Raw genomic sequence first — 23,574 nt, forward strand, 5'->3', positions numbered from 1 at the left:
CATCAATAGCGGAGACCCACAGTGGGTACTTGTTCGAGTGACAGTTGTCGGCCGGTCCTTGTAACCGGCAGATTCTCGGCAAGATAACGCGCATTCCTTTGTGCCGTTGTCTCGCCGAACAGCGAGCAGCGGCATCCCGATCATGGTCAGTTGAGACCATGTCCCGACGTCCTTCTCATCGACGCTGAAAAGAGCGTGGTTTCGACTTCATTGTCGCAATCGCAGCCCTATCGACACGCCTGTCTTTTTGACCGGCGCGCCAACCCTTGCCGTGCCGGTTTTGCGGTGCAAGAGGGCTGGACGTACCTGCTTGACGGTTTCCCGGCTGACCATAGGGGCAACAGCCATGAAACTTACGCTCAAGGAATTTTTCGCAGGCTTCCTGCGCACACGCCACATCGCCCGGCACTTCCGTCGCCTGGCGTTGCTGGAAACCCTCAAAGACACCACGGTCAGCCGTGAGGTGCCGCCCACCCTGGCCAATACGCTGGTGGACGCCGCCCATTGCGACAGCGGTGTGCTGCTGTCGAACCTCGGCACCCACACTGATGGCCTCACCGATTTCGAAGTCGATGTGCTGCGTGCACAGCATGGCCTCAACGAAGTCGAGCATGAGCAACCGCTGCCGTGGTGGACCCACCTGTGGCACTGCTACAAAAACCCGTTCAACCTGCTGCTGACCCTGTTGGCAGTGATCTCGTGGCTGACGGACGACCTCAAGGCTGCCATCGTGATTTTCTCGATGGTGGTGCTCTCGACCCTGCTGCGCTTCTGGCAGGAAAGCAAATCCAACCAGGCGGCCGACGCGCTCAAGGCGATGGTCAGCAACACCGCCACCGTGCTGCGCCGGGATGCGCCGCGTGCTGAACTGCCGATCAAACAACTGGTGCCCGGGGATCTGATCGTGCTCTCGGCCGGCGACATGATTCCCGCCGATTGCCGGGTGCTCAGCGCCAAGGATCTGTTTGTCAGTCAGGCCGCGATGACCGGCGAATCGATGCCGGTGGAGAAATTCCCCCGTCAGGCGGATCGCGATACGCGCAACCCGCTGGAGCTGGACAACATCCTGTTCATGGGCACCAACGTGGTGTCCGGGACAGCGGTGGCGGTGATTCTCACCACCGGCAACAGCACCTATTTCGGTGCGCTGGCGCTGCGGGTCGGGGCAACCGATCGGGCGGTGACTTCGTTCCAGCAAGGTGTGAACAAGGTCAGCTGGCTGTTGATCCGCTTCATGTTCGTCATGGCGCCGCTGGTGTTGTTCATCAACGGTTTCACCAAGGGTGACTGGACCGAAGCGTTGCTGTTCGCGCTGTCGATCGCCGTGGGCCTGACCCCGGAAATGCTGCCGATGATTGTCACCTCGACCCTGGCCAAGGGTGCGGTATTCCTGTCGCGCAAGAAGGTCATCGTCAAACGCCTGGACGCGATCCAGAACTTCGGCGCCATGGACGTGCTGTGCACCGACAAGACCGGCACGTTGACCCAGGACAAGATCTTCCTCGCGCGCAATGTCGATGTCTGGGGTGAAGACTCCGATGACGTGCTGGAAATGGCTTATCTGAACAGCTACTACCAGACCGGCCTGAAAAACCTGCTCGATGTGGCAGTGCTGGAGCACGTGGAAATCCACCGTGAACTGAAAGTCGGCACGGCGTATCGCAAGGTCGACGAGATCCCGTTCGACTTCAATCGCCGGCGCATGTCGGTGGTGGTGGAAGGACACGGCCAACCGCATCAGTTGATCTGCAAAGGCGCGGTGGAAGAAGTGTTGTCGGTGTGCACCCGGGTTCGTCACGGTGAAGTCGACGAAGCCTTGAGCGATGAATTGCTGGCGAGAATTCGTCAGGTCACAGCAGCATTCAACGCTGAAGGCTTGCGCGTGGTCGCGGTGGCGGCACGGTCGATGCCTGAAGGGCGCGACACTTACAGCCTGGGCGACGAGCAGGAGCTGACGCTGATCGGTTACGTGGCATTCCTCGATCCTCCGAAGGAAAGCACCGCGCCGGCACTCAAGGCTCTGGCCGAACACGGTGTGGCCGTAAAAGTGCTGACCGGCGACAACGAGCTGGTGACCGCTAAGATCTGCCGTGAAGTGGGCCTGGCCCAGCAAGGCCTGTTGATGGGCAACGACATCGAACGCATGAGCGATGCGCAACTGGCAGTGGCGGTAGAAACCACCAACGTGTTCGCCAAGCTGACGCCGACCCACAAGGAACGCATCGTGCGCATCCTCAAGGGCAACGGCCATGTGGTCGGGTTCATGGGCGACGGCATCAACGACGCGCCGGCCCTGCGCACCGCGGACATCGGTATTTCCGTGGACAGCGCAGTCGATATCGCCAAGGAAGCGGCCGACATCATCCTGCTGGAAAAGAGCCTGATGGTGCTGGAGGAGGGCGTGCTGGAAGGGCGCCGGACCTTCGCCAACATGCTCAAGTACATCAAGATGACTGCCAGCTCGAACTTCGGCAACGTGTTCTCGGTACTGGTGGCCAGTGCGTTCATTCCGTTCCTGCCGATGCTGCCGATGCACCTGCTGGTGCAGAACCTGCTGTATGACATTTCGCAGATCGCGATCCCGTTCGACAACGTCGACGACGAAATGCTGAAACAGCCACAGCGCTGGCAGCCTGGGGATGTCGGGCGCTTCATGCTGTTCTTCGGCCCGATCAGTTCGATCTTCGACATCACAACGTTCGCCTTGATGTGGTACGTGTTCGATGCCAACACCCCGGATCACCAGACCCTGTTCCAGTCCGGCTGGTTCGTGGTGGGGCTGCTGACCCAGACGCTGATCGTGCACATGATCCGCACGCCGAAGATTCCGTTCCTGCAAAGCCGCGCGGCCATGCCGCTGCTGGTGATGACCGGAATCATCATGGCCGTGGGCATCTTCCTGCCGATGGGGCCGCTGGCGCACTACTTCAAACTGCAGGCACTGCCGTCGATGTACTTCGTGTTCCTGCCGGTGATCCTGCTGGCGTACATGGCACTGACTCAGGCTGTTAAAGGCTTTTACATCCGTCGGTTCGGCTGGCAGTAACAGGAATGATTCCCCCCTTGTGGGAGCAAGGGGGGCGGTTTCAAGGAGTTCAACATGCAAGCCATCAACAACATCAACCTCGATTCGCTGCTCGATACTCTGGTCAGCCTCAGCGCGGCGTTCATTCTCGGTGGGCTGATCGGTTTCGAGCGCCAGTACCGGCAACGTACGGCGGGCTTGCGCACAAACGTGCTGGTGGCGGTCGGTGCGGCGATTTTCGTCGATATGGCCAACCGTCTCGGCGGGGCCGAAGGCGCAGTCCGGGTGGTTGCCTATGTGGTGTCCGGGATCGGTTTCCTCGGCGCCGGTGTGATCATGCGCGAAGAGGGCAACGTGCGCGGTCTCAACACCGCCGCCACGCTTTGGACTTCGGCAGCGGTCGGCGCCTGTGCCGGCGCCGACCTGCTGGCCGAAGCCGTGCTCGGCACCTTGTTCGTGCTCGCCGCGAATACGTTGCTGCGACCGATCGTCAACAACATCAACCGCCAGCCACTGGATGTGGTCTCGGCGGAAGTCACCAACATCGTCTACGTCATCGCCCGGCGCTCGCAGCAGACCGCCGTGTTTGCCTTGCTTGAGGCCGAGCTCGAACGCAGCAACTACCCGGCCAGTGACGTCGATGTACACGCTTTCGGTGCCGATGAAATCGAGATCGAAGCCACGCTCGCAACGACATCGGTGGACGGCGATGAACTGGACGCACTGGTGAAGCGGATTTCAACTTCGAACCTGGTGGTTCAGGCGTTCTGGAGTCCGAGTACCACGGAGTAAGCAAGCGAATGCCCATTGTCGGGCAATGGCAAAGGTGGCCATCAATCCGGATGAGTGACGGTTATTTTCGGAATAGTCCTACAGAGCATGCCTCGATGCTTGGGTAGTCTTGCCGCCACTTGAAGCGACTGGCGGGACTTTCACGATGGCCGACAAAACCTTGCGTATTTTGATCGCTGACACCCGGCACTTTCACCGGATGAAGATCGAGCGGATGTTCAATGCCCTCGATTACTACCGCATTGCACCGGTGCAGAACTTCACCGAACTGCTGTCACTGATCGATTTCGGCTGCGAGCCGTTCGATGTACTGGTGACCGATTCTCAACTGGCAGGCGCAATGCCGGAACTGCACGGATTTCTGTTCGATCTGGCGCAGGTCCGGCATGCACTGGTCTACGGCGAAGCGCTGAACTCATCGGATGTTCCCGGATACTTTCGGTCAAAGATCACCACCTGCGACGCCGCGTTGCCCTCAATAAGCGCCATCTCACAATTGATGGCGTCGGTCGAGGCTTCCCGGGTGCGCTCTTCAGAGGGCTGCCCGGTTAAACCTCGGGTGCAATTGCATGCCGGATCATAGTTGAGGCGATGGCACAACTGTCAGGTTTGACAGGTGCCACAGTGGGCGTCTCGTGTAACAGTCGTCGCGCGGGCGCCATTTGTTCCGTTCAGTCAAGATCGTTGGCGTAATCATGTATTCGCACCGGGAGTGGACATGGGTTCAGTAGTGTTCGCCGAAGACCATCCGGTGGTGGCCTTGGCCATCCGAATTCTGTTGCAGGAGTTGGGTTACAAAGAGATTCACGTTGTGTCGCGCGGAGTCGACGTCGTGCCGATGATCCGTAAACATTCGCCGGAGCTGGTCATACTCGACTTGAATCTCCCCGGAACGGGCGGACTGGCGGTGCTGGAGCGTATCCAGATCATCGGAATCGTCTGCAAGGTGGTGATTTTCACTTCGGCCGATCCGGCGCATTTCATGGTGCGTTGCCGTCAGGCGGGGGCCATGGCTTTTGTCAACAAATCTGCCGAATTGCGGCAGTTGCAGAATGCAATAAAAGCTGTCCGCTCAGGCTATAGCTACTTTCCCGAACTGCCGGCGGTCAATGCAGGACAACCCGGTGTACACAGTAATGAGAAAGCGCTGATCGAACGGCTGTCCAACCGCGAAATGTACATCCTGCTGCAACTGGCTCACGGCAAATCCAACAAACTCATCGCCGAAGAAATGAGCCTGAGCCACAAGACCATCAGTACCTACAAGACCCGCTTGATGCTCAAGCTTGGAATGAGTTCGCTGGTGTTGCTGCGAGAGTTCGTCAAACGCAACGGTCTGTTCTGAGGGGCTGCCGATGAAAAGAGCGCAGCGTTTCGTTTGCCTGTTGCTGTTGATGTTTGCCACAGCAGTGCAGGCGATCAACGTTGCGCAGCCGCTGGAAATCATCTCTCGCACCCGGCTGGAGGGCGTGCGGGTTCGCCTCGACGACCAGGATCGGCAGTGGCTCCGGGCACACCCGGTATTGCGCATCGGCGCTTCCGGGCCGGACTATCCTCCCTTTGAGTTGACCCGCAACCGGCATGAACTGGAAGGCCTCACGGCCGAGTACGCCGACGCGATCGCACAGGTGCTGAATGTCCGGATCGAGGTCTTGTGCTACCCCGACCGCGAAACCGCCATGGCCGCGCTCAAGGCCGGGGAACTGGACTTGCTGGGCACCTCGAACAACTTTGAGATTGCCGATCCCGACCTGATGCTTTCTCGTGCCTACGCCGAAGATCAGCCGATGTGGGTGACCCGGCTCGACGAACCGGTGCCCGATGATCTGTCAGGGAAGCGTATCGCCATAGTGGATGACTACCTGCCGGCCTCGACCATCGAAAGGGCTTACCCGCAAGCCACCTTGCAGCGTTATCGCTCGATTCTCGATGCCCTCGGCGCCGTGGCATTCGGGCGGGATGACCTGTATCTCGGCGATATCATCAGCGCCAGCTATCTGATCAACATCAACTTCCACAACGATCTGCAACTGGCCGGCCCCTCGGGTCTCGACGCCAACCCGTTCGCCTTTGCCCTGACTCGCAGCAACACACGCTTGAAACGACTGGTCGACAAGGCCTTGCTGGCCATTCCCATGGAGCAACGCCTGGCCATGGAGCTGCGCTGGAGTGCCGGGCGTGCGGACATTACGGGACAAGCGCGGGTAAGTCTCAGCAGCAGTGAAAAGGCGTGGCTCGGTCGGCATCCGAGCGTGCGGGTCGGTGCGATCGAGGATTTCGCCCCACTGACGTTCTTTGATGCCGAGGGAAAAGTGCAGGGGCTCACGGCGCAGTTGTTGAGCCTGATCAGTCAGCGCAGCGGCCTGAAGTTCGAGATCGTACGGGGGCAGTCACTGGACCGACAGATCGAACAGTTGAAGGCCGGGGAGCTTGATCTGCTGCCCGTGGTGACACCCAGCAGCGAGCGTGAACTCGAAATGCGCTTCTCCCGGGCCTATCTGAACAATCCGTTCGTGCTGGTCAGCGGGGTATCGGCGTCGGGCGTGAGAACCCTGGACGACATGGCCGGCAAACGGCTGGCGATCTATCGCGGTCACCCGTTGCGCGATTATCTGCTGGAGCGAGTACCGCAGCTCAAATTGGTTGAAGTACCAAGCCCGGCTGCCGGAATGGAAGCGATTGTCAGCGGGCAGGCCGATGCCACGTTGAGTTCGTTGATGGTGGCGCGCTATCTGATTTCCCGTCAGTACCGGGGGCGTACCCGGATTGTCGGCACGGTGGGGGATCAGCCTGCCCGGATTGCATTGGCCACCGCCCCGGATGCCGTGGTGTTGTACTCGATTCTGAACAAGGCGTTGTTGAGCATTGCCCCCAAGGAACTCGACGATCTGGTCGAGCGCTGGGGCCGTGACGCGGTTGCCGATGACAGTTACTGGCAGCGCCATCGACGGGAAATTCTGTTTGGATTCGCCGGTGCGTCGGGATTGCTATTGCTGGCATTGGGCTGGATCGCTTTTCAGCGCCGACAGATTCGCCAGCGCCAGCAATGGCTACGCCAATTGCAGGAGGCCAAGGATGCGGCCGATGACGCCAACCGTGCCAAAAGCACGTTTCTCGCGGTCATGAGCCACGAAATCCGCACACCCATGAACGCGTTGCTGGGCATGCTCGAGCTGGCGCTCAAGCGTGCCGAAGAAGGCGTGACTGATCGCCCGGCCATTGAGGTGGCATCCAGTGCGGGGCGGCAGTTATTGGCATTGATCGGCGATATTCTCGACATTGCGCGCATTGAATCCGGGCGTTTGTCACTGAGTCCCGAGCGTACCAATCTGCGCGAGGTGGTGGCCTCGGTGTGCCAGATTTTCGAAGGCCTGGCGCGGCAAAAGCATTTGTCGTGGCACGTAGAACTGGATAAGCGCAGCAACGTTGAGGTGATGCTAGATCCCCTGCGTTTCAAGCAAGTGCTGGCGAACCTGATGAGCAACGCGATCAAGTTCACCGATGACGGAGAGGTGAGCCTGCTGCTGCAAGTGTTCACCGCGCAGGATGGACAGGTGGAAGTGGGGGTGATCATCGAAGACAGCGGTCGCGGTATCACTGCCGAGGATCAGGAGCGATTGTTCAGACCGTTCGAACAAGTCGGCATTCATCAATCTTCGGGGCGCAGCGGTTCAGGTCTGGGGCTGGTGATCAGTCGTAACCTGTGCCAGATGATGGGAGGCGATCTGTGGATGAGCAGCGAGCCGGGTCGCGGCACACAGGTCATGCTGCGACTGGCGCTACCCGTTCTGGAACCACGTGTACAGGAGGCGCTGACGGAGCCAGCGGCGACAGAACAAAAGTCGCTCAAGGTGCTGGTGGTGGATGATCATCCGGTCAATCGCTTGTTACTGTGCCGGCAATTGAGTGAGCTCGGGCACCGCGCCGTTGACACCGGAGACGGTGAGCAGGGGCTGGCGGTGTGGCGTGGTGAATCTTTCGATGCATTGATCACCGATATCAACATGCCCGGAACCAATGGTTATGAATTGGCGCGAACGATTCGTGAAAACGAGGCGGCGACGGGCAGTGCGCCTTGCCTGATACTTGGCTTTACCGCCAATGCGCAGATCGAAGAAAAACAGCGATGCCTGGCAGCCGGCATGGACGATTGCCTGTTCAAGCCGATTCTGCTGCGCGAGCTGAGCCATGCCTTGATGGCCGCAGGGGCCGGTGAAGCGCAGGTCGAGCACTTGGACGATCAGGGATCGGCTGAATTCGACCTGAGTACGCTTTTGCAACTGGCGGGGGCGGACAACCCGCTGATCGGGCAATTGCGTGAGGAGGTACTGAACAGCCTGCACGCCGACCTCAAACGGCTGGACGTGTCAGGCCGCAAAAGAGACCGTGCAGGCTTGCGTGATCTGGCACACCACGTCACGGGCGGGGCGCGCATGATCGGTGCCGAGCGCGTGGTCTCGGCCTGCCGGATACTCGAACAGGCCTGCCGCGACGACGAGCCCGAGGCTGCACTTATGGCCGCCATTGATTCACTGCGCAAGGCCATGCACGACCTCGCACAGCAACTTCAGGCCTGATCGATCAGTCCCACTGCGGCGCTATGCCTTGGGGACAGGTCAGGCGATGGCCGCGATCGAGAGTGGAAATCAGCGCCATGTCGGCATCGCTCAGGGTCAGCGCGGTGGCGCCGAGGTTGCCTTGCAGGTTGGCGCGCTTGGTCGACGACGGAATCACCGCGTAACCCGATTGCATCGCCCACGCCAGCGTGACTTGCGCCGGGGTAGCTTGCAGGCGTTCGGCGATCTGCACGATCAGGGGATCCTTCAGCACTTCGCCATAGGCCAGGGTCATGTATGACGTGATCTGGATGCCCTGACTCTGCGCGAACTCGACGACCTGGCGGTTTTGCAGGTACGGGTGCAACTCGATCTGGTTGGTAGCGATGTTTTCCGCGCCGACTGCTGCGATGGCTTGTTTCATCAAGTCGATTGTGAAGTTGGACACACCGATCTGCCGGGTCAGGCCCAGGCGCCTGGCCTCCAGCAGGGCACCCATGAATTCTTCGACCGGCACCTGATCTTCCGGCGACGGCCAGTGGATCAGCGTCAGGTCGAGGTAGTCGGTCTGCAGCTTTTGCAGGCTCTCCTTGAGGCTCTCGACCAGGCGCTCACCGGCAAAGTTGGCGATCCAGATCTTGCTGGTGATGAACAGTTCTTCGCGAGGGATGCCGCTGGCAACGATGGCCTGGCCGACCTCCGCTTCGTTCTCATAGATTTGCGCGGTGTCGATGACCCGGTAACCGAGTTCAAGGGCGGTGCTCACCGAATCGATGACCACCTGACCTTGCAGGCGAAACGTACCAAGACCGAAAGCGGGAACAGACATGCAGGACTCCAGGGGTGCAGTGGGAATGGGCGGGAGTATCCGCTGCTGTTTCCTTGAGAAAAACCGCTGTCGGGACAAAGTACTGTTGATCAAAAATCACGAATCGTTGGATGGAGTATCGTTCCATCCGTAGAACGATGAGGCCGGTTTTGGCTGACTAGTGCTAAATACGTGGCGAATTTATGATCAGTCCATGATCAACCTCAATTCGGAGCCCACCATGAAAAACCTCATCGGTATCTACACCAGCCCTCGCGGCCACTGGGTCGGCGATGGGTTTCCGGTGCGTACCCTGTTTTCCTACGACAACCTGGGCAAGCACATCAGCCCGTTCCTGCTGCTCGATCACGCAGGTCCCGCGCATTTCACCCCGACCACTGAACGGCGTGGGGTGGGTCAGCATCCACACCGTGGTTTCGAAACCGTGACCATCGTTTATGACGGCGAAGTGGAGCACCGCGATTCCACGGGCAGCGGTGGCAAGATCGGCCCCGGCGACGTGCAGTGGATGACCGCTGCTTCCGGAATCCTGCACGAGGAGTTTCATTCCGCAGATTTCGCCAGAACGGGTGGCAACCTGGAAATGGTGCAGCTGTGGGTCAACCTCCCGGCCAAAGACAAAATGGCCGCCCCGGGTTACCAGACTATTCTCGATAGCGATATCCCGAACGTCGCCCTCCGGGACGGTGCCGGCAACCTGCGTCTGATCGCGGGTGAATTCGACGGTCACAAGGGGCCTTCCCGGACCTTTACGCCAATCGACGTCTGGGACCTGCGCCTCAATGCCGGCAAGTTGCTGACGTTGGGGCTGCAAGAAGGCCGCAACACTGCGCTGGTGGTGCTGCGTGGCTCGGTCCGGATCAACGGCGAGGAGTCGGCGGGCGTAGGGCAACTGGCGTTGTTCGAGCGTGAGGGTGACCGCCTGACGCTTGAGGCCAGCGAAGATGCGATGGTGTTGCTGCTCAGTGGCGAGCCCATCGATGAGCCGATCGTCGGTCACGGCCCGTTCGTGATGAATACAGAGCAGGAAATTCACCAGGCGTTCGTTGATTTCCAGTCTGGCCGGTTCGGACGGATGCCTGCGTAGATCGACATTGTGGGAGTCAGCGTGCTGGCTCCCACAGTTTTTTTCAGAGGGGCATTCAATCGCCCTTATCCCGCCAAATCAATTGCTCCTACACTAAGCCCAATCTGTGCGATCTTCTCGCGATTGACCTCTGTCGGAGTTGTTTGATGCTGTCTTTGCTGACTGAACATCCGTTGTTCTGCGCGTTGATCCTGATCCTGCTCGACCTGGGCCTGTGGCGCCTGATCAGCTCCCGGGGCAGCGAATGGAAGCTGCTGGTGCGGGTGCTGATTTTCAGCCTGTTCAGCGTGCTGCTGTTCAACGAAGGCCTCAATCCGATGGAACCAGCGCCGTGGGCCGACAACGTGCCGCTGCATCTGGCGGCGACCGGGTTGCAGATCGGCTGGTGGCTGTTCGGTGCGCGCACCCTGACGGTGTTGATCGGGGCGGTGATGATGCAGCGAGTCGGACACACCGGACGGTTGTTGCAGGATCTGCTCGGCGCGGTGATTTTCCTGATCGCCATTATTGCGGCACTGGCCTATGTGCTGGACCTGCCGGTCAAAGGCGTGCTGGCCACGTCCGGGGCCTTGGCGATCATCGTCGGTCTGGCGTTGCAGAGCACCTTGAGCGACGTGTTCTCCGGGATTGTCTTGAACACCACCAAGCCGTACCAGCTCGATGACTGGATTTCCATCGATGGCACCGAAGGGCGGGTCACCGACATCGATTGGCGCGCCACACGCCTGCAGACTTCTCAGGGCAGCATGGCGGTGATTCCCAACTCGCTGGCGGCCAAGGCCAAGATCATCAACTTCAGCCGGCCGAGCAACATGTTCGGCGTTTCCGTCAGCGTGCAGGTCAGCCCCCATGCTCGGCCGAATTCGGTGATCGATGCACTGGAACGGGCGATGCAGGGCTGTCGCCCGTTGCTGGACAGCCCGGCGCCAAGCGTCGCGTTGAAGAGCTCGAGCAGTGCCGGCGCGGAGTACGAGATCAGCGGCTTCGTGGCTTCGATGAGCGAGAAGCGTGCAGTGCGTAATCAGTTGTTCGATCTGGCTTACCGACACTTGCAGGCGTCCGGGGTCAATCTGTTGTCGAGCGATGAACCCGCCGCCCCGGCCCATCTCTCACGGCCACGGGCGCTGCTCGACAGTTCGCCGATCTTCTCGACCCTGCGCCAGGAAGAGAAAGAGACCTTCAGCCAGAACATGGCCCTGCAAACCTTCCGCGCCGGCGAGATCATTCTGGCGGGCGGCGAGGTCAGCGACCACCTGTTCATCATCGAGTCCGGTGTGGTCTCGGTGACTTTGAACCGGCACGGCGTTCCGTTCGAATCAGGGCGCATGGGACCGGGAGAAGTGATCGGCGAGGCCGGGATTCTTTCCGATACCTCGTTGCCGGCCGACTTTTCCGCCAAGACGTTCTGCGCTCTGTACCGCATCGAGAAGTCGTATCTCAAGCCTTGCCTGGATGCTCGTCATGACATCAACGATGCAATGAAGGCGCTGCTCGATTTCCGCCTGCTCAAGGCACAGGCGCTGACTCAGGAAACGCCGGTAGCCGCACCGAAAAGAGGCTTCCTGCAGTGGCTGCGCAATCGCGCCTGAATCGGATCAGTGGTGTTTGTATCCGGCAAGTTTCTGTTCGAGGTTCTGACGCACCTGCGGCCATTCGTCATCGATGATGCTGAAGCGCACCGAGTTGCGCTTGCGGCCGTCGGGCATGATCCGCTCGTGTCGCACGATGCCTTCCTGATGTGCGCCCAGGCGCAGGATCGCATGGCGTGATTTCTGGTTGTTTTCGTCGGTGGTGAATTGCACGCGCACGCAATCAAGCACCTCGAAGGCGTGGCGCAGCATCAGGTACTTGGCCTCGGTGTTGACGAAGGTTTTCTGAAAGCGTGCCGCGATCCAGCTGCTGCCGATCTCCAGTTTGCGATTGAGCGGGTCTATCTTCCAGAAGCGAGTCGAGCCGATCACTTCACCGGTCTTTTTCAACACGATCGCAAACGGCATGACCGTGCCGGCCTCACGCCCGTCGAGGGCCTTTTTCAGATAGCTGTCGATGGTGGTGGCGGAGGGCACCACGGTGACGGTGAGATTCCATAACTCGCCGTCGGCTGCAGCGTGGAGCAGGGCGTCGGCATCGGTGTATTGGAGAGGGCGCAGGACGATGCCCTGGCCTTGCAGTGTGGTGTGCATGTGGCGATTCTCGACGGATCAGGCGAGGCCCTATTACGCCGTATGGAAAGGATCCCACGCAACCGTCGCGGGGGGCTGATGTCACAGTTTTTATCGGTCAACAGCAGGAACACGGACGATGAAAAAAATGCGGATTGCCACGTTCAACGTCAACGGCCTGCGTGCCCGTCTGCCGAATCTGCTGGAGTGGCTCAGGCGCGAGCAGCCGGACATCGTCTGTTTACAGGAACTCAAAATGGTGGACGGCGCGTTTCCTGCCGCCGATCTGGAGGCCGCCGGTTACGGTGCCATCTGGCACGGTCAGGCGTCATGGAACGGCGTGGCGATTCTTGCCCGCGATGCGCAACCGCTGGAGAGCCGGCGCGGTCTGCCCGGCGATCCTGACGATAAACACAGTCGCTATCTCGAAGCGGCGGTGCACGGGGTGTTGGTGGGGTGCCTGTATCTGCCCAATGGCAATCCGCAACCGGGGCCGAAGTTCGATTACAAACTGGCCTGGTTCGAGCGCCTGATCACCTACGCCCAGGCTTTGCAAAGCAGCGATCACCCGGTGGTGCTGGCCGGTGATTACAATGTAGTGCCCACTGATCTGGATATCTACAACACCCGCTCGTGGCTCAAGGATGCGCTGTTGCAACCGCAAAGCCGAGAGTGCTACCAGCGTCTGCTGGATCAGGGCTGGACGGATTCGTTGCGGCACCTGTATCCCGAAGATCGGCTGTACACGTTCTGGGATTACTTCCGCCAGCACTGGCAGAAGAACTCCGGATTGCGCATCGACCATTTGCTGCTCAATCCGGCATTGACGCCCTATTTGCTGGAGGCAGGCGTCGATGCCTGGGTGCGGAACGAGCCCCATGCCAGTGATCATGCGCCGACCTGGATTCGAATTGGCTCACGCAAGAAACGCTGACAGGCGATTGGTTATTTCAATTGTCGATCCGGGGCTCTGATCCCGTATACATGGCGACCATCGGCGGAGTGATCCGCGTCTCCATGCATAAGGACCGAGCAATGAGCGAGCCACGCCTGACGAATCTGGAACAGTATCTGCAACGGTTGGGATTCGACACGCCCCCGGCACCGACCCTCGAAACGCTGCGCCTGTTGCAGTTGCGCCATACCGGGGCATTTCCCTTCGAGAATCTTTCGACGCTCAGCGGCGAACCTGTACTGATCGATCTGCCGTCAATACAGCGCAAGGTTCTGGAGGATGCCCGTGGCGGTTACTGCTACGAACTCAACAATCTGTTTCTGGCCTTGTTGCTGGAGCTGGGGTTCGATGCACGAGGCATCAGCGGCCGTGTGGTCATGAATCAGCCCGAAGGCAGCTGGACGGCACGGACTCACCGTTTGAGTCTGGTGACCCTGGACGGCGTGCGGTACATCACCGACGTGGGTTTTGGCGGCATGGTCCCGACTGCTCCGCTGATTCTGGATACCGAGGCCGAGCAGTCCACACCCCACGAGCCTTATCGCATCGAAGTGCAGGCCGATGGCTACATGTTGCGGGCCAGGGTCGCTGGCGAATGGCGGCCGATGTACCTGTTCGACCTGCAACGCCAGGAAGACATCGATTACACCCTCGGCAACTGGTACGTCTCGACTCATCCGGATTCACCGTTCGCTCAGCGCCTGATGGTCGCGCGTACCGGCGACGGCTGGCGGCGCACGTTGAACAACGGCAGTTTCGCGATCCACCGCATGGGCGCCGAGAGCGAGCGGCGTGAGGTAACGGATATCGATGAACTGATCGAACTGCTGGAAAGGGAGTTCGGCCTGCGCTTGCCGCACCAGCCCGGTGCGCGTCTGGCGCTGGCGCGCTTGATTCAACCGGTTTGAAGTCTAAGGTTTTGCCTCCGGCTCCAGCACCCGGCGGATCTCGTTCACTGCTGCCGACAGTTTTTTCTCAAGACTTTTGAGGTCGGTGGCGGTGATTCCTTGCTTGAATTGCCCGCTGGAGTGCTCGAGTTCATCGGTGGCGCCACGGCTGTTAAGTAATGCGTGGCGCAGGGTGTTGTTGATTACCGTCTGATAACCAAACCCTTCCTCTTCGGCGACCGTACGTGCGGCCTCGATGACTGCATCATCAAGCATGATGGTGATGCGCGTCTTACCCTTGTTGGACGCCAATGCGCCGCGTTTTCCCTGAGAGAAGTCGTATTCGTCTTTCATAGGTCAAGCCTCCAGAAGATATTTGCGACGTTCGCTCGGTGTAGCGACACGTGCGGAAATGATTCGAACGAAATTCGGTTCGCGGTAACTGTACGCAACAACCAGCAAACGTCCTTTGCCGTCGTTGCCGAGTGTGATCCAGCGTTGCTCGTCATGGTCGTTGTCTTCAATCGTCAGTGCTCGGTCGTCGTAGAAGACCGGTTCAGCCTCGGCGAGGCTGATCCCTCTGTGCTTGAGTTTGTTGGCAGCATTCTTGCTTTTGTCGAACTGAATCTTGAATGACTTCATTATGCATACTTTATATGTATAAAAAAGAGTGCGACCGCGCCGTCGGTCGCCATGAACACTTCAGCCTAGGTGGATAAAAAGGGGGGGCAGTCAACGATGTGTTGCCGGATTTGTGGGGGACTAAAGCAGCGAGATAGAAGGTTGGGTGGCTAGCTAACCATTATGTGACTGATAAGTTGTATACAAGTCTATGGACATTTGTCCTGACTCTTGCATACAGTGTGCGCATAACAAAAACCAGGGAACTCCCCCACCATGAAAACGCCCCATGTTTCACACCAACGGCCCGAGGACGAGAATCTCGGGGTCGGCGCGAATATGGCTTACGGCCTGCAACACGTTCTGACCATGTATGGCGGTATCGTCGCGGTGCCATTGATCATCGGTCAGGCCGCCGGGCTTTCGCCCGCGGACATTGGTCTGTTGATTGCTGCTTCATTGTTTGCGGGGGGGCTGGCCACGTTGCTGCAAACCCTGGGTCTACCGTTTTTCGGATGTCAGTTACCGCTGGTGCAGGGCGTGTCGTTCTCCGGTGTTGCCACGATGGTGGCGATTGTCAGCAGCGGTGGGGAGGGCGGCTTTCAGTCGGTACTTGGCGCGGTGATCGCGGCGTCGCTGATTGGCTTGCTGATCACGCCGGTGTTTTCACGAATCACCAAGTTTTTCCCGCCGCTGGTCACGGGCATCGTGATCACCACCATCGGTCTGACGCTGATGCCGGTGGCTGCACGCTGGGCCATGGGCGGCAACAGTCACGCGCCTGACTTCGGCAGCATGCAGAACATTGGTCTGGCGGCGGTCACGCTGGTGTTGGTGTTGCTGCTGAGCAAAGTCGGCAGCTCAACCATCTCGCGTCTGTCGATCCTGTTGGCCATGGTGATCGGCACGGTGCTGGCGGTGTTCCTCGGCATGGCGGACTTCTCCAACGTCACCCAGGGCCCGATGTTCGGCTTCCCGACACCGTTCCATTTCGGCATGCCAACCTTCCACTTCGCTGCAATCCTGTCGATGTGCATCGTGGTCATGGTGACCCTGGTGGAAACCTCGGCGGACATCCTGGCGGTCGGTGAAATCATCGGCACCAAGGTCGACTCCAAGCGTCTGGGCAATGGTCTGCGGGCGGACATGCTGTCGAGCATGTTTGCGCCGATCTTCGGCTCGTTCACCCAGAGCGCCTTCGCCCAGAACGTCGGGCTGGTGGCGGTGACCGGGATCAAGAGCCGTTATGTGGTGGCCACCGGCGGTATCTTCCTGGTGATCCTCGGCCTGCTGCCGTTCATGGGCCGGGTCATCGCGGCAGTACCGACTTCGGTGCTCGGCGGCGCCGGTATCGTACTGTTCGGCACCGTGGCGGCGAGCGGCATTCGCACGCTGTCCAAGGTTGATTACCGCAACAACGTCAACCTGATCATCGTCGCCACCTCGATCGGCTTCGGTATGATTCCGATTGCCGCGCCGAACTTCTACGATCACTTCCCGAGCTGGTTCGCGACCATTTTCCATTCGGGCATCAGCTCGTCGGCGATCATGGCGATCCTGCTGAACCTGGCGTTCAACCACTTCACGGCGGGTAACTCGGATCAGCAATCGGTGTTCGCGGCGGCGGAAGAGCGGACCCTGCGTTATCGGGATCTGGCGGCGCTGCGTGAAGGCGACTACTTCAGCGATGGCAAGCTGCATGACTGCGATGGCAATGAAGTGCCGGTGATCGATCCGGATTCGGATCACGGTCATGGCGCACCAAAGGTACATGCCAAGAGCAGCGAGCACGTCTGATCGCTGTTTTTGAAACAGAAAAGGGCCGATCAGTCGGGAAACTGATCGGCCCTTTTTATGGCGCGTACTTTTTCAACGCCCACAAAAAAAGCCCCTGAATCTTTCGATTCAGGGGCTCTGTATTTGGCTCCACAACCTGGACTCGAACCAGGGACCCAGTGATTAACAGTCACTTGCTCTACCAACTGAGCTATTGCGGAATTGGTGCGTATGTTACTGATTTAAAAAGACTAGTCAAGCTTTGCCGGATGTTTTTTTGCTGAGCGGCTTTCAGCCACCGAATGTGAAGGTGCCCATCAGCAGTTTGGCGTACAGCGCCGTGGCCGCCAGTTGCACCAGCCAAAGGGCCAGTCCACCGAGAAACACGCCGGCCGCCACTTGCAGTACCAGGCTCTTTTCGCGTTTGCCCGAGGTGCGGGGTGGATAGTAGTCCAGCTCATCGCGGTCGGCGCGCAGGTCATCGTTTTTCATGTCGGTTCTCTGAATTATCGTCTGTGTGCAGTCTAGAGGGTGTTGCAGCTTTTCTTCAGACAAATAAAAACGGGAAGCCCGAAGGTTTCCCGTTTTCAGTGCAGCGTCAGATCAGATGACCTGAACGATGGCGTCCGTCACGACTTCGATGTTGCTCTGGTTCAGCGCGGCGACGCAGATGCGGCCGGTGTCCAGGGCGTAGATACCGAACTCGTTGCGCAGGCGGTGAACCTGCTCGGTGGTCAGGCCGGAGTAGGAGAACATGCCACGCTGACGGCCAACGAAGCTGAAATCACGCTGCGGGGCTTTCTTCGCCAGCAGAGCAACCATCTGCTCGCGCATGCCGCGAATGCGCAGGCGCATTTCAGCCAGTTCGGCTTCCCACTGGGCGCGCAGTTCCGGGCTGTTCAACACAGCGGCGACAACGCTTGCACCGTGAGTTGGCGGGTTGGAGTAGTTGGTGCGGATCACGCGCTTGACCTGCGACAGAACGCGGGCGCTTTCTTCTTTCGACTCGCTGACGATCGACAGGGCGCCGACGCGCTCGCCGTACAGCGAGAACGACTTGGAGAACGAGCTCGACACGAAGAAGGTCAGGCCGGATTCGGCGAACAGACGCACGGCAGCGGCGTCTTCGGCGATGCCGTCACCGAAACCCTGGTAAGCCATGTCGAGGAACGGCACGTGACCTTTGGCCTTGACCGCTTCCAGCACGTTGTTCCAGTCCGCCGGGCTCAGGTCGACGCCGGTCGGGTTGTGGCAGCAAGCGTGCAGCACGATGATCGAGCCGTTCGGCAGGGCGTTGAGGTCTTCGAGCAGGCCGGCACGGTTCACGTCGTGGGTGGCGGCGTCGTAGTAACGGTAGTTCTGCACCGGGAAACCGGCGGTTTCGAACAGCGCGCGGTGGTTTTCCCAGCTCGGGTCGCTGATTGCCACAACGGCGTTCGGCAGCAGTTGCTTGAGGAAGTCGGCACCGATTTTCAGTGCGCCGGTCCCGCCGACCGCCTGAGTGGTGACAACGCGGCCAGCCGCCAGCAGTGGCGAATCATTGCCGAACAGCAGCTTTTGCACGGCCTGGTCGTAGGCCGCGATTCCGTCGATCGGCAGGTAGCCGCGGGAAGCGTGCTGGGCGGCGCGAATGGTTTCGGCTTCGATGACGGCGCGCAGGAGTGGAATTCGCCCCTCTTCGTTGCAGTACACACCCACCCCGAGGTTGACCTTATTGGTCCGGGTATCGGCGTTGAATGCTTCGTTGAGGCCCAGGATTGGATCGCGGGGTGCCATTTCGACAGCGGAGAACAGGCTCATTTTTACGGCAGCTCTAATGGAGAGTGGAGGGACGTGTGGCGCTCCAGCCGAATGCACTAGAGCGGTGCACAAACGGGGAGCTAGTATAGAGGCCATCATCGATCAATGGCGACAGGCGAATCGGGTTTTCAGGTAAGTTTTTCCGATTATTTCTTGACCGTTAGTCGAATGGACTTGTCGGAGACTTTACCGGATGTAGGACGTTTGCCTTGAAAGGCGAGGCAATCGGCTCCACATTCAGCACAATCTTCGTTTTTCCTTGCGCGACATCGGTCGTTTGCGGTCTTTCTCGTGGTGCTGCGGTTTGCCCGCAGCGTCGCGATTCCAGAGGTGTTTATGTCTGAATTCCAGCTCGTCACCCGATTCGACCCTGCCGGCGATCAGCCTGAAGCCATTCGCCAGATGGTCGAGGGCATTGAAGCCGGGCTGGCGCACCAGACGTTGCTCGGCGTGACCGGTTCGGGCAAGACCTTCAGCATCGCCAATGTGATTGCGCAGGTGCAGCGTCCGACCCTGGTGCTGGCGCCGAACAAGACCCTGGCCGCGCAGTTGTATGGCGAGTTCAAGTCGTTCTTCCCGAACAATGCCGTCGAATACTTCGTTTCCTACTACGACTACTACCAGCCCGAAGCCTATGTGCCGTCTTCCGACACCTTCATCGAGAAGGATGCGTCGATCAACGACCACATCGAGCAGATGCGTCTGTCGGCGACCAAGGCCTTGCTGGAGCGCAAGGATGCAATCATCGTTACGACCGTGTCGTGCATTTACGGTCTGGGCAGCCCGGAAACCTATTTGAAAATGGTGTTGCACGTCGATCGTGGCGACAAGCTCGATCAGCGTGCGTTGGTGCGGCGTCTGGCCGACCTGCAATACACCCGCAATGACATGGATTTTGCCCGGGCGACGTTTCGGGTACGCGGCGACGTGATCGACATCTATCCGGCCGAATCTGATCTTGAGGCGATCCGCATCGAGCTGTTTGATGACGAAGTGGAGAGCATTTCCGCGTTCGACCCGCTCACCGGCGAGGTCATCCGCAAGCTGCCGCGCTTCACCTTCTACCCGAAGAGCCACTATGTGACGCCCCGGGAAACCCTGCTCGACGCCATCGAGGGGATCAAGGTCGAGTTGCAGGAGCGCCTGGAATACCTGCGCAACAACAACAAACTGGTGGAAGCCCAGCGGCTGGAGCAGCGCACCCGGTTCGATCTGGAGATGATCCTCGAACTCGGCTACTGCAACGGCATCGAGAACTACTCGCGCTACCTGTCGGGCCGTCCGGCTGGCGCGCCGCCGCCGACCCTCTACGATTACCTGCCGGCCGACGCGTTGCTGGTGATCGACGAATCCCATGTCAGCGTGCCGCAGGTCGGCGCGATGTATAAGGGCGACCGTTCACGTAAGGAAACACTGGTGGAATACGGTTTCCGCCTGCCATCGGCGCTGGATAACCGGCCGATGCGTTTCGACGAGTGGGAAGGGGTGAGCCCGCAGACGATCTTCGTTTCGGCCACGCCCGGCAACTACGAAGCCGAGCACGCCGGTCGGGTGATCGAGCAAGTGGTGCGCCCGACCGGTCTGGTCGATCCGCAGGTTGAAGTACGACCGGCGCTGACTCAGGTCGACGATCTTTTGTCGGAAATCACCAAGCGGGTAGCGCTGGAGGAGCGGGTGCTAGTCACCACGCTGACCAAGCGCATGGCAGAAGACCTGACCGATTACCTGGCCGACCACGGCATTCGTGTGCGTTATCTGCACTCGGACATCGATACCGTCGAGCGGGTCGAAATCATCCGCGACCTGCGCCTGGGCACCTTCGACGTGCTGGTGGGGATCAACCTGCTGCGTGAAGGCCTGGACATGCCGGAAGTCTCGCTGGTGGCGATCCTCGATGCGGACAAGGAAGGCTTCCTGCGTTCCGAGCGTTCGCTGATCCAGACCATCGGGCGTGCGGCACGTAACCTCAATGGCCGGGCGATTCTCTACGCGGATCGCATGACCGGTTCGATGGAGCGCGCTATCGGCGAAACCGAGCGGCGTCGCGACAAGCAGATCGCCTTCAACCTGGCCAACGGCATCACGCCGAAGGGCGTGTTCAAGGACGTCGCCGACATCATGGAAGGCGCCACTGTGCCTGGCTCGCGTAGCAAGAAGCGCAAAGGCATGGCCAAGGCCGCCGAAGAAAACGCCAAGTACGAAGCCGAATTGCGCTCGCCAAGCGAGATCACCAAGCGCATCCGCCAACTGGAAGAGAAGATGTACCAGTTGGCTCGCGACCTGGAGTTCGAAGCAGCGGCGCAGATGCGCGACGAGATCGCCAAGCTGCGCGAGCGGCTTTTGGCAGTCTGAGTCGAGTCAGTGTGCCTCGCCGGCCTTCAGGCCGGCGGGCAGTTTCTTGGTCAGCAAGATCGCCAGCATGCTGATCCCCAGCGCAATCCCGACGAAACGAAACGCATCGTTGTAGGCCATGATCAGCGCCTGCTGATGAACGATCTCGCTTAATTTCCCCAGCGCCGCCGTGTCACTGCCGAAGCGATCGGTCATCGACGCCAGGCGCTCGGCTACCTGCGGGTTGGTGGGCACCACCGCTTCACGCAGGTAATCGAAATAGGTCTTGGTGCGAGCATCCAGCAATGTCGCGAGCAGGGCGATGCCGATGGCGCCGCCGAGGTTGCGCAGAATGTTGAACAGACTTGATGCCGAGCCCGCGTCCTGCGGCAGGATGTAAGCCGTGGCGATCAGCGAAATGGTCACCATGATCAGCGGCTGGCCGAGGGCGCGGATGATCTGGATCTGATTGAACTGCGGCCCGGCAAAGTCCGGGTTGAGCACGCCGGATGAAAAACTCGCCAATCCGAACAGGCCAAAGCCCAGTGTGCATAGCCATTTGGGCGACACGAACTTCATCAGCTTCGGCACCAGCGGAATCAGGAAAAGCTGGGGCACGCCCATCCACATGATCACTTCACCGATCTGCAACGCGTTGTAATTCTGGATCTGCGCCAGGTACAGCGGCAGCAAATAGATCGAACCGTACAGTCCGACGCCCATTCCGAGGCTGGAAATGCTCGATAGACCGAAGTTACGATTGCGCAGGATCCCGAGGTTGATCAGCGGGTTGGGCTTGGAGATCTGCACAATGACGAAGGTGATCAGGCTCAGCAGGGCAATGCTACCCAGCGTCACGATCAGGCTCGATTCCAGCCAGTCCTTGCGATGACCTTCTTCAAGAAACACCTGCAAGCAACCAAGCCCGATACCCAGTGTGAGAATGCCGGTGTAATCGGTGCTTTTCAGCAGTTCCCAATGGGCTTCTTTCTTCTCCAGGCCGTACATCAGACCGGCGATCATGATCAGGCCCGGCGGAATGTTGATATAGAAGATGTACTCCCAGCCCCAGTTTTCCGTGAGCCAGCCGCCGAGGGTCGGGCCGATGGAGGGGGCGAAAGTAGCGGTCATGGCGAACATCGCCATGCCTTTGGCGCGGTGGTGTTCGGGGAGTTTGATCAGGGTCAGGGTGAAGGCCAGCGGAATCAGCGCGCCGCCAGTGAAACCCTGCATGGCGCGGAACACGATCATGCTGTCGAGGCTCCAGGCCATCGAACACAGCAAGGATGAAATCAGAAACCCCAGCGACACCCACACCGCCAGGCGCCGTGCTGAAAGCAACTGCACCAGCCACGCAGTCAGCGGAATCATGATGATTTCCGCCACCAGGTACGAGGTGGAAATCCACGAGCCCTCTTCCAGGGTCGCCGACAGTGCGCCTTGAATGTCCTTGAGCGACGAGTTGGTGATCTGGATGTCGAGCACCGCCATGAAGGCGCCGAGCATCACGCTCATCACCGCGATCCAGTCCCGCCGGGTCGGCTCGCCGACCGGGCGGATCAGTTGATCACCGGCCATTGTCTGGGGCGTCTTTGATATTCACGGTGGCGGTGACCGACATGCCCGGACGGATCTTGCCGTGCAGCGGGTTATCGGCCTTGAAGGTCAGCTTGACCGGAATCCGCTGTACGACCTTGGTGAAGTTGCCGGTGGCATTGTCCGGAGGCAACAGACTGAATTGCGCGCCGGAGGCCGCGAACAGGCTGTCGACCCTGGCTTCGATCGGCGTATCGCCATAGGCATCGAAGACCAGTTCGGCCTTCTGCCCCGGTTGCATGTGGCCGATCTGGGTTTCCTTGAAGTTGGCCTGCACCCAGATGTCTTCGTCCGGGACGATCGACAGCAGATACGCGCCGGCCTGAACAATCTGGCCATTGCGTGCGGCGCGTTGGCCGACGAGGCCGCTGATCGGTGCGTGGATTTCGCTGCGGGTCAAGTTCAGTTCGGCCTGGGCGAGGTCGGCGCGGGCGTTGGCGATCTGTGCGTCGAGGCGCTTGATCTCGGCATTCAGTGCGCTGACCTGCTGGCGCTGACTTTGCGCATCGGCCTGGGCCTTGGCCACTTGCGAGCGGGCGATGTGGTTGTCGGCGGAGAGGGTGGTGACCCGCTCCTCGGAAACGAAACCGGGTTTGCGCAGGGCTTCTGCGCGGGACAGGTCAATTTGCGAACGACCCAGTGTGGCTTGCGTAGTTGCCACTTGTGCTTCGCTGGCGGCGATCAGGCTGGCTTGTTGGGTCAGTTTGCTCTGGGCCTGCAGGCGCTCGGCTTCACGGGTGGCGAGGGCGGCATTGGCGCGATCGACGGCGAGGCGGAAGTCGTCACCTTCGAGACGGACCAGCAACTGGCCTTTTTCCACGTGCTGGTTGTCCTGCACCAGGACTTCGTCGATGCGCGCGCTCAACTGACTCGACACGCGGGTGATTTCACCTTGGACATAGGCGTTGTCGGTGCTTTCATAAAAGCGTCCTTTGAAAAACCAATGAGCGAAAAAGCCCCCGGCAATCAGCAGGACGAGCAGCAGGAAAATGAGCAGGCGACGCTTGAGTTGGGCAGGCATGGGCAAACTGTAGTCGAGGAATTGTAAGGAAAGTTATCTGCAGGCGAATCTGGCATACAGCCGATGAACGGTAAATGCCGTCTGCTGATATTCAGCCATTCGCCACGGCCTACGGGCGTTACAGACGCAAAATTGG

19 protein-coding genes and 1 tRNA gene are annotated in these 23,574 nt (G+C 59.6%); 11 read left to right on the forward strand and 9 right to left on the reverse strand.

Going from position 1 to position 23,574, the window contains the following annotated elements; genetic code table 11:
* The first annotated feature begins 346 nt into the window (after positions 1-346).
* The 5 genes from mgtA (at position 347) to CAF87_RS18105 (ending at position 8,394) form a co-directional block, all read left to right on the forward strand.
* Complete coding sequence (gene mgtA / locus CAF87_RS18085) at positions 347-3,046, forward strand: magnesium-translocating P-type ATPase (RefSeq protein WP_085732454.1); 2,700 nt, start codon at positions 347-349, stop codon at positions 3,044-3,046.
* A gap of 54 nt (positions 3,047-3,100) precedes the next feature.
* Positions 3,101-3,817: an MgtC/SapB family protein gene (locus CAF87_RS18090; RefSeq protein WP_085711975.1), complete on the forward strand. Its 717-nt coding sequence runs from the start codon at positions 3,101-3,103 to the stop codon at positions 3,815-3,817.
* 145 nt (positions 3,818-3,962) lie between these two features.
* Positions 3,963-4,400 carry a chemotaxis protein CheY gene (locus tag CAF87_RS18095; RefSeq protein WP_085732455.1) on the forward strand — a complete coding sequence of 146 codons (438 nt, stop codon included), beginning with the start codon at positions 3,963-3,965 and terminating at the stop codon, positions 4,398-4,400.
* Between the two features lie 135 nt (positions 4,401-4,535).
* Entirely contained in the window at positions 4,536-5,162 is a 627-nt protein-coding gene (locus tag CAF87_RS18100) for a response regulator transcription factor (protein ID WP_085732456.1), read from the forward strand.
* Positions 5,163-5,172: 10 nt separating this feature from the next.
* Positions 5,173-8,394: an ATP-binding protein gene (locus CAF87_RS18105; RefSeq protein ID WP_085732457.1), complete on the forward strand. Its 3,222-nt coding sequence runs from the start codon at positions 5,173-5,175 to the stop codon at positions 8,392-8,394.
* A gap of 4 nt (positions 8,395-8,398) precedes the next feature.
* Here the strand turns inward: CAF87_RS18105 and dkgB are convergent, their stop codons facing one another.
* The gene (gene dkgB / locus CAF87_RS18110) at positions 8,399-9,202 is read right to left on the reverse strand and encodes a 2,5-didehydrogluconate reductase DkgB (protein WP_085732458.1); all 804 of its coding nucleotides are present in this window, start codon (positions 9,200-9,202) and stop codon (positions 8,399-8,401) included.
* Positions 9,203-9,422: 220 nt separating this feature from the next.
* On the opposite strand from dkgB, the gene CAF87_RS18115 reads away from it, so the two are divergent.
* Both CAF87_RS18115 and CAF87_RS18120 read left to right on the forward strand, forming a co-directional pair.
* Positions 9,423-10,289 (forward strand): pirin family protein, encoded by an 867-nt coding sequence (locus CAF87_RS18115; protein ID WP_085732535.1) that lies wholly within the window; start codon positions 9,423-9,425, stop codon positions 10,287-10,289.
* Positions 10,290-10,435: 146 nt separating this feature from the next.
* Positions 10,436-11,878 (forward strand): mechanosensitive ion channel family protein, encoded by a 1,443-nt coding sequence (locus tag CAF87_RS18120; RefSeq protein WP_085732459.1) that lies wholly within the window; start codon positions 10,436-10,438, stop codon positions 11,876-11,878.
* Between the two features lie 6 nt (positions 11,879-11,884).
* Here CAF87_RS18120 and CAF87_RS18125 read toward each other — a convergent pair whose 3' ends face one another.
* Positions 11,885-12,472 (reverse strand): GNAT family N-acetyltransferase, encoded by a 588-nt coding sequence (locus CAF87_RS18125; protein ID WP_085732460.1) that lies wholly within the window; start codon positions 12,470-12,472, stop codon positions 11,885-11,887.
* A gap of 118 nt (positions 12,473-12,590) precedes the next feature.
* Between CAF87_RS18125 and xth the strand changes: the two genes are divergently transcribed.
* Both xth and CAF87_RS18135 read left to right on the forward strand, forming a co-directional pair.
* Positions 12,591-13,385: an exodeoxyribonuclease III gene (gene xth, locus CAF87_RS18130; protein ID WP_085732461.1), complete on the forward strand. Its 795-nt coding sequence runs from the start codon at positions 12,591-12,593 to the stop codon at positions 13,383-13,385.
* Between the two features lie 101 nt (positions 13,386-13,486).
* A complete protein-coding gene (locus CAF87_RS18135; protein ID WP_085732462.1) occupies positions 13,487-14,314 on the forward strand; it encodes an arylamine N-acetyltransferase in 828 nt (275 codons plus the stop codon).
* Positions 14,315-14,317: 3 nt separating this feature from the next.
* Here the strand turns inward: CAF87_RS18135 and CAF87_RS18140 are convergent, their stop codons facing one another.
* Positions 14,318-14,647: a BrnA antitoxin family protein gene (locus CAF87_RS18140; RefSeq protein WP_085732463.1), complete on the reverse strand. Its 330-nt coding sequence runs from the start codon at positions 14,645-14,647 to the stop codon at positions 14,318-14,320.
* 3 nt (positions 14,648-14,650) lie between these two features.
* Positions 14,651-14,935, reverse strand: a complete 285-nt coding sequence (locus CAF87_RS18145) for a BrnT family toxin (protein WP_085732464.1) — start codon at positions 14,933-14,935, stop codon at positions 14,651-14,653.
* A 255-nt stretch (positions 14,936-15,190) separates the two neighbouring features.
* Between CAF87_RS18145 and CAF87_RS18150 the strand changes: the two genes are divergently transcribed.
* Entirely contained in the window at positions 15,191-16,711 is a 1,521-nt protein-coding gene (locus tag CAF87_RS18150; protein ID WP_085700168.1) for a nucleobase:cation symporter-2 family protein, read from the forward strand.
* A 124-nt stretch (positions 16,712-16,835) separates the two neighbouring features.
* On the opposite strand, the gene CAF87_RS18155 is transcribed toward CAF87_RS18150, so the two are convergent.
* The 3 genes from CAF87_RS18155 to CAF87_RS18165 form a co-directional block, all read right to left on the reverse strand.
* Positions 16,836-16,911 (reverse strand) — tRNA-Asn (locus CAF87_RS18155).
* A gap of 70 nt (positions 16,912-16,981) precedes the next feature.
* Entirely contained in the window at positions 16,982-17,182 is a 201-nt protein-coding gene (locus CAF87_RS18160; RefSeq protein WP_065257405.1) for a hypothetical protein, read from the reverse strand.
* A gap of 111 nt (positions 17,183-17,293) precedes the next feature.
* A complete protein-coding gene (locus tag CAF87_RS18165; protein WP_085711985.1) occupies positions 17,294-18,490 on the reverse strand; it encodes an amino acid aminotransferase in 1,197 nt (398 codons plus the stop codon).
* Between the two features lie 336 nt (positions 18,491-18,826).
* Here CAF87_RS18165 and uvrB point away from each other — a divergent pair, with 336 nt between their 5' ends.
* Entirely contained in the window at positions 18,827-20,842 is a 2,016-nt protein-coding gene (gene uvrB, locus CAF87_RS18170; RefSeq protein ID WP_085732465.1) for an excinuclease ABC subunit UvrB, read from the forward strand.
* Between the two features lie 6 nt (positions 20,843-20,848).
* On the opposite strand, the gene CAF87_RS18175 is transcribed toward uvrB, so the two are convergent.
* Both CAF87_RS18175 and CAF87_RS18180 read right to left on the reverse strand, forming a co-directional pair.
* Positions 20,849-22,339, reverse strand: a complete 1,491-nt coding sequence (locus CAF87_RS18175; protein ID WP_170929632.1) for an MDR family MFS transporter — start codon at positions 22,337-22,339, stop codon at positions 20,849-20,851.
* A 49-nt stretch (positions 22,340-22,388) separates the two neighbouring features.
* Positions 22,389-23,438: an HlyD family secretion protein gene (locus CAF87_RS18180; RefSeq protein ID WP_085732467.1), complete on the reverse strand. Its 1,050-nt coding sequence runs from the start codon at positions 23,436-23,438 to the stop codon at positions 22,389-22,391.
* Between the last annotated feature and the right edge of the window lie 136 nt (positions 23,439-23,574).

The organism is Pseudomonas sp. R38(2017), assembly GCF_002112395.1.
Taxonomy (GTDB): Bacteria; Pseudomonadota; Gammaproteobacteria; order Pseudomonadales; family Pseudomonadaceae; genus Aquipseudomonas.

Bases quoted from the DNA above. Each gene is read 5' to 3' on its own strand.
- CAF87_RS18165 (WP_085711985.1), bottom strand. From the start codon at position 18,490: ATGAGCCTGTTCTCCGCTGTCGAAATGGCACCCCGCGATCCAATCCTG.
- uvrB (WP_085732465.1), top strand. From the start codon at position 18,827: ATGTCTGAATTCCAGCTCGTCACCCGATTCGACCCTGCCGGCGATCAG.
- CAF87_RS18090 (WP_085711975.1), top strand. From the start codon at position 3,101: ATGCAAGCCATCAACAACATCAACCTCGATTCGCTGCTCGATACTCTG.
- dkgB (WP_085732458.1), bottom strand. From the start codon at position 9,202: ATGTCTGTTCCCGCTTTCGGTCTTGGTACGTTTCGCCTGCAAGGTCAG.
- CAF87_RS18160 (WP_065257405.1), bottom strand. From the start codon at position 17,182: ATGAAAAACGATGACCTGCGCGCCGACCGCGATGAGCTGGACTACTAT.
- xth (WP_085732461.1), top strand. From the start codon at position 12,591: ATGAAAAAAATGCGGATTGCCACGTTCAACGTCAACGGCCTGCGTGCC.
- CAF87_RS18145 (WP_085732464.1), bottom strand. From the start codon at position 14,935: ATGAAGTCATTCAAGATTCAGTTCGACAAAAGCAAGAATGCTGCCAAC.
- CAF87_RS18120 (WP_085732459.1), top strand. From the start codon at position 10,436: ATGCTGTCTTTGCTGACTGAACATCCGTTGTTCTGCGCGTTGATCCTG.
- CAF87_RS18140 (WP_085732463.1), bottom strand. From the start codon at position 14,647: ATGAAAGACGAATACGACTTCTCTCAGGGAAAACGCGGCGCATTGGCG.
- CAF87_RS18115 (WP_085732535.1), top strand. From the start codon at position 9,423: ATGAAAAACCTCATCGGTATCTACACCAGCCCTCGCGGCCACTGGGTC.
- CAF87_RS18095 (WP_085732455.1), top strand. From the start codon at position 3,963: ATGGCCGACAAAACCTTGCGTATTTTGATCGCTGACACCCGGCACTTT.
- CAF87_RS18150 (WP_085700168.1), top strand. From the start codon at position 15,191: ATGAAAACGCCCCATGTTTCACACCAACGGCCCGAGGACGAGAATCTC.
- CAF87_RS18100 (WP_085732456.1), top strand. From the start codon at position 4,536: ATGGGTTCAGTAGTGTTCGCCGAAGACCATCCGGTGGTGGCCTTGGCC.
- mgtA (WP_085732454.1), top strand. From the start codon at position 347: ATGAAACTTACGCTCAAGGAATTTTTCGCAGGCTTCCTGCGCACACGC.
- CAF87_RS18125 (WP_085732460.1), bottom strand. From the start codon at position 12,472: ATGCACACCACACTGCAAGGCCAGGGCATCGTCCTGCGCCCTCTCCAA.
- CAF87_RS18135 (WP_085732462.1), top strand. From the start codon at position 13,487: ATGAGCGAGCCACGCCTGACGAATCTGGAACAGTATCTGCAACGGTTG.
- CAF87_RS18180 (WP_085732467.1), bottom strand. From the start codon at position 23,438: ATGCCTGCCCAACTCAAGCGTCGCCTGCTCATTTTCCTGCTGCTCGTC.
- CAF87_RS18105 (WP_085732457.1), top strand. From the start codon at position 5,173: ATGAAAAGAGCGCAGCGTTTCGTTTGCCTGTTGCTGTTGATGTTTGCC.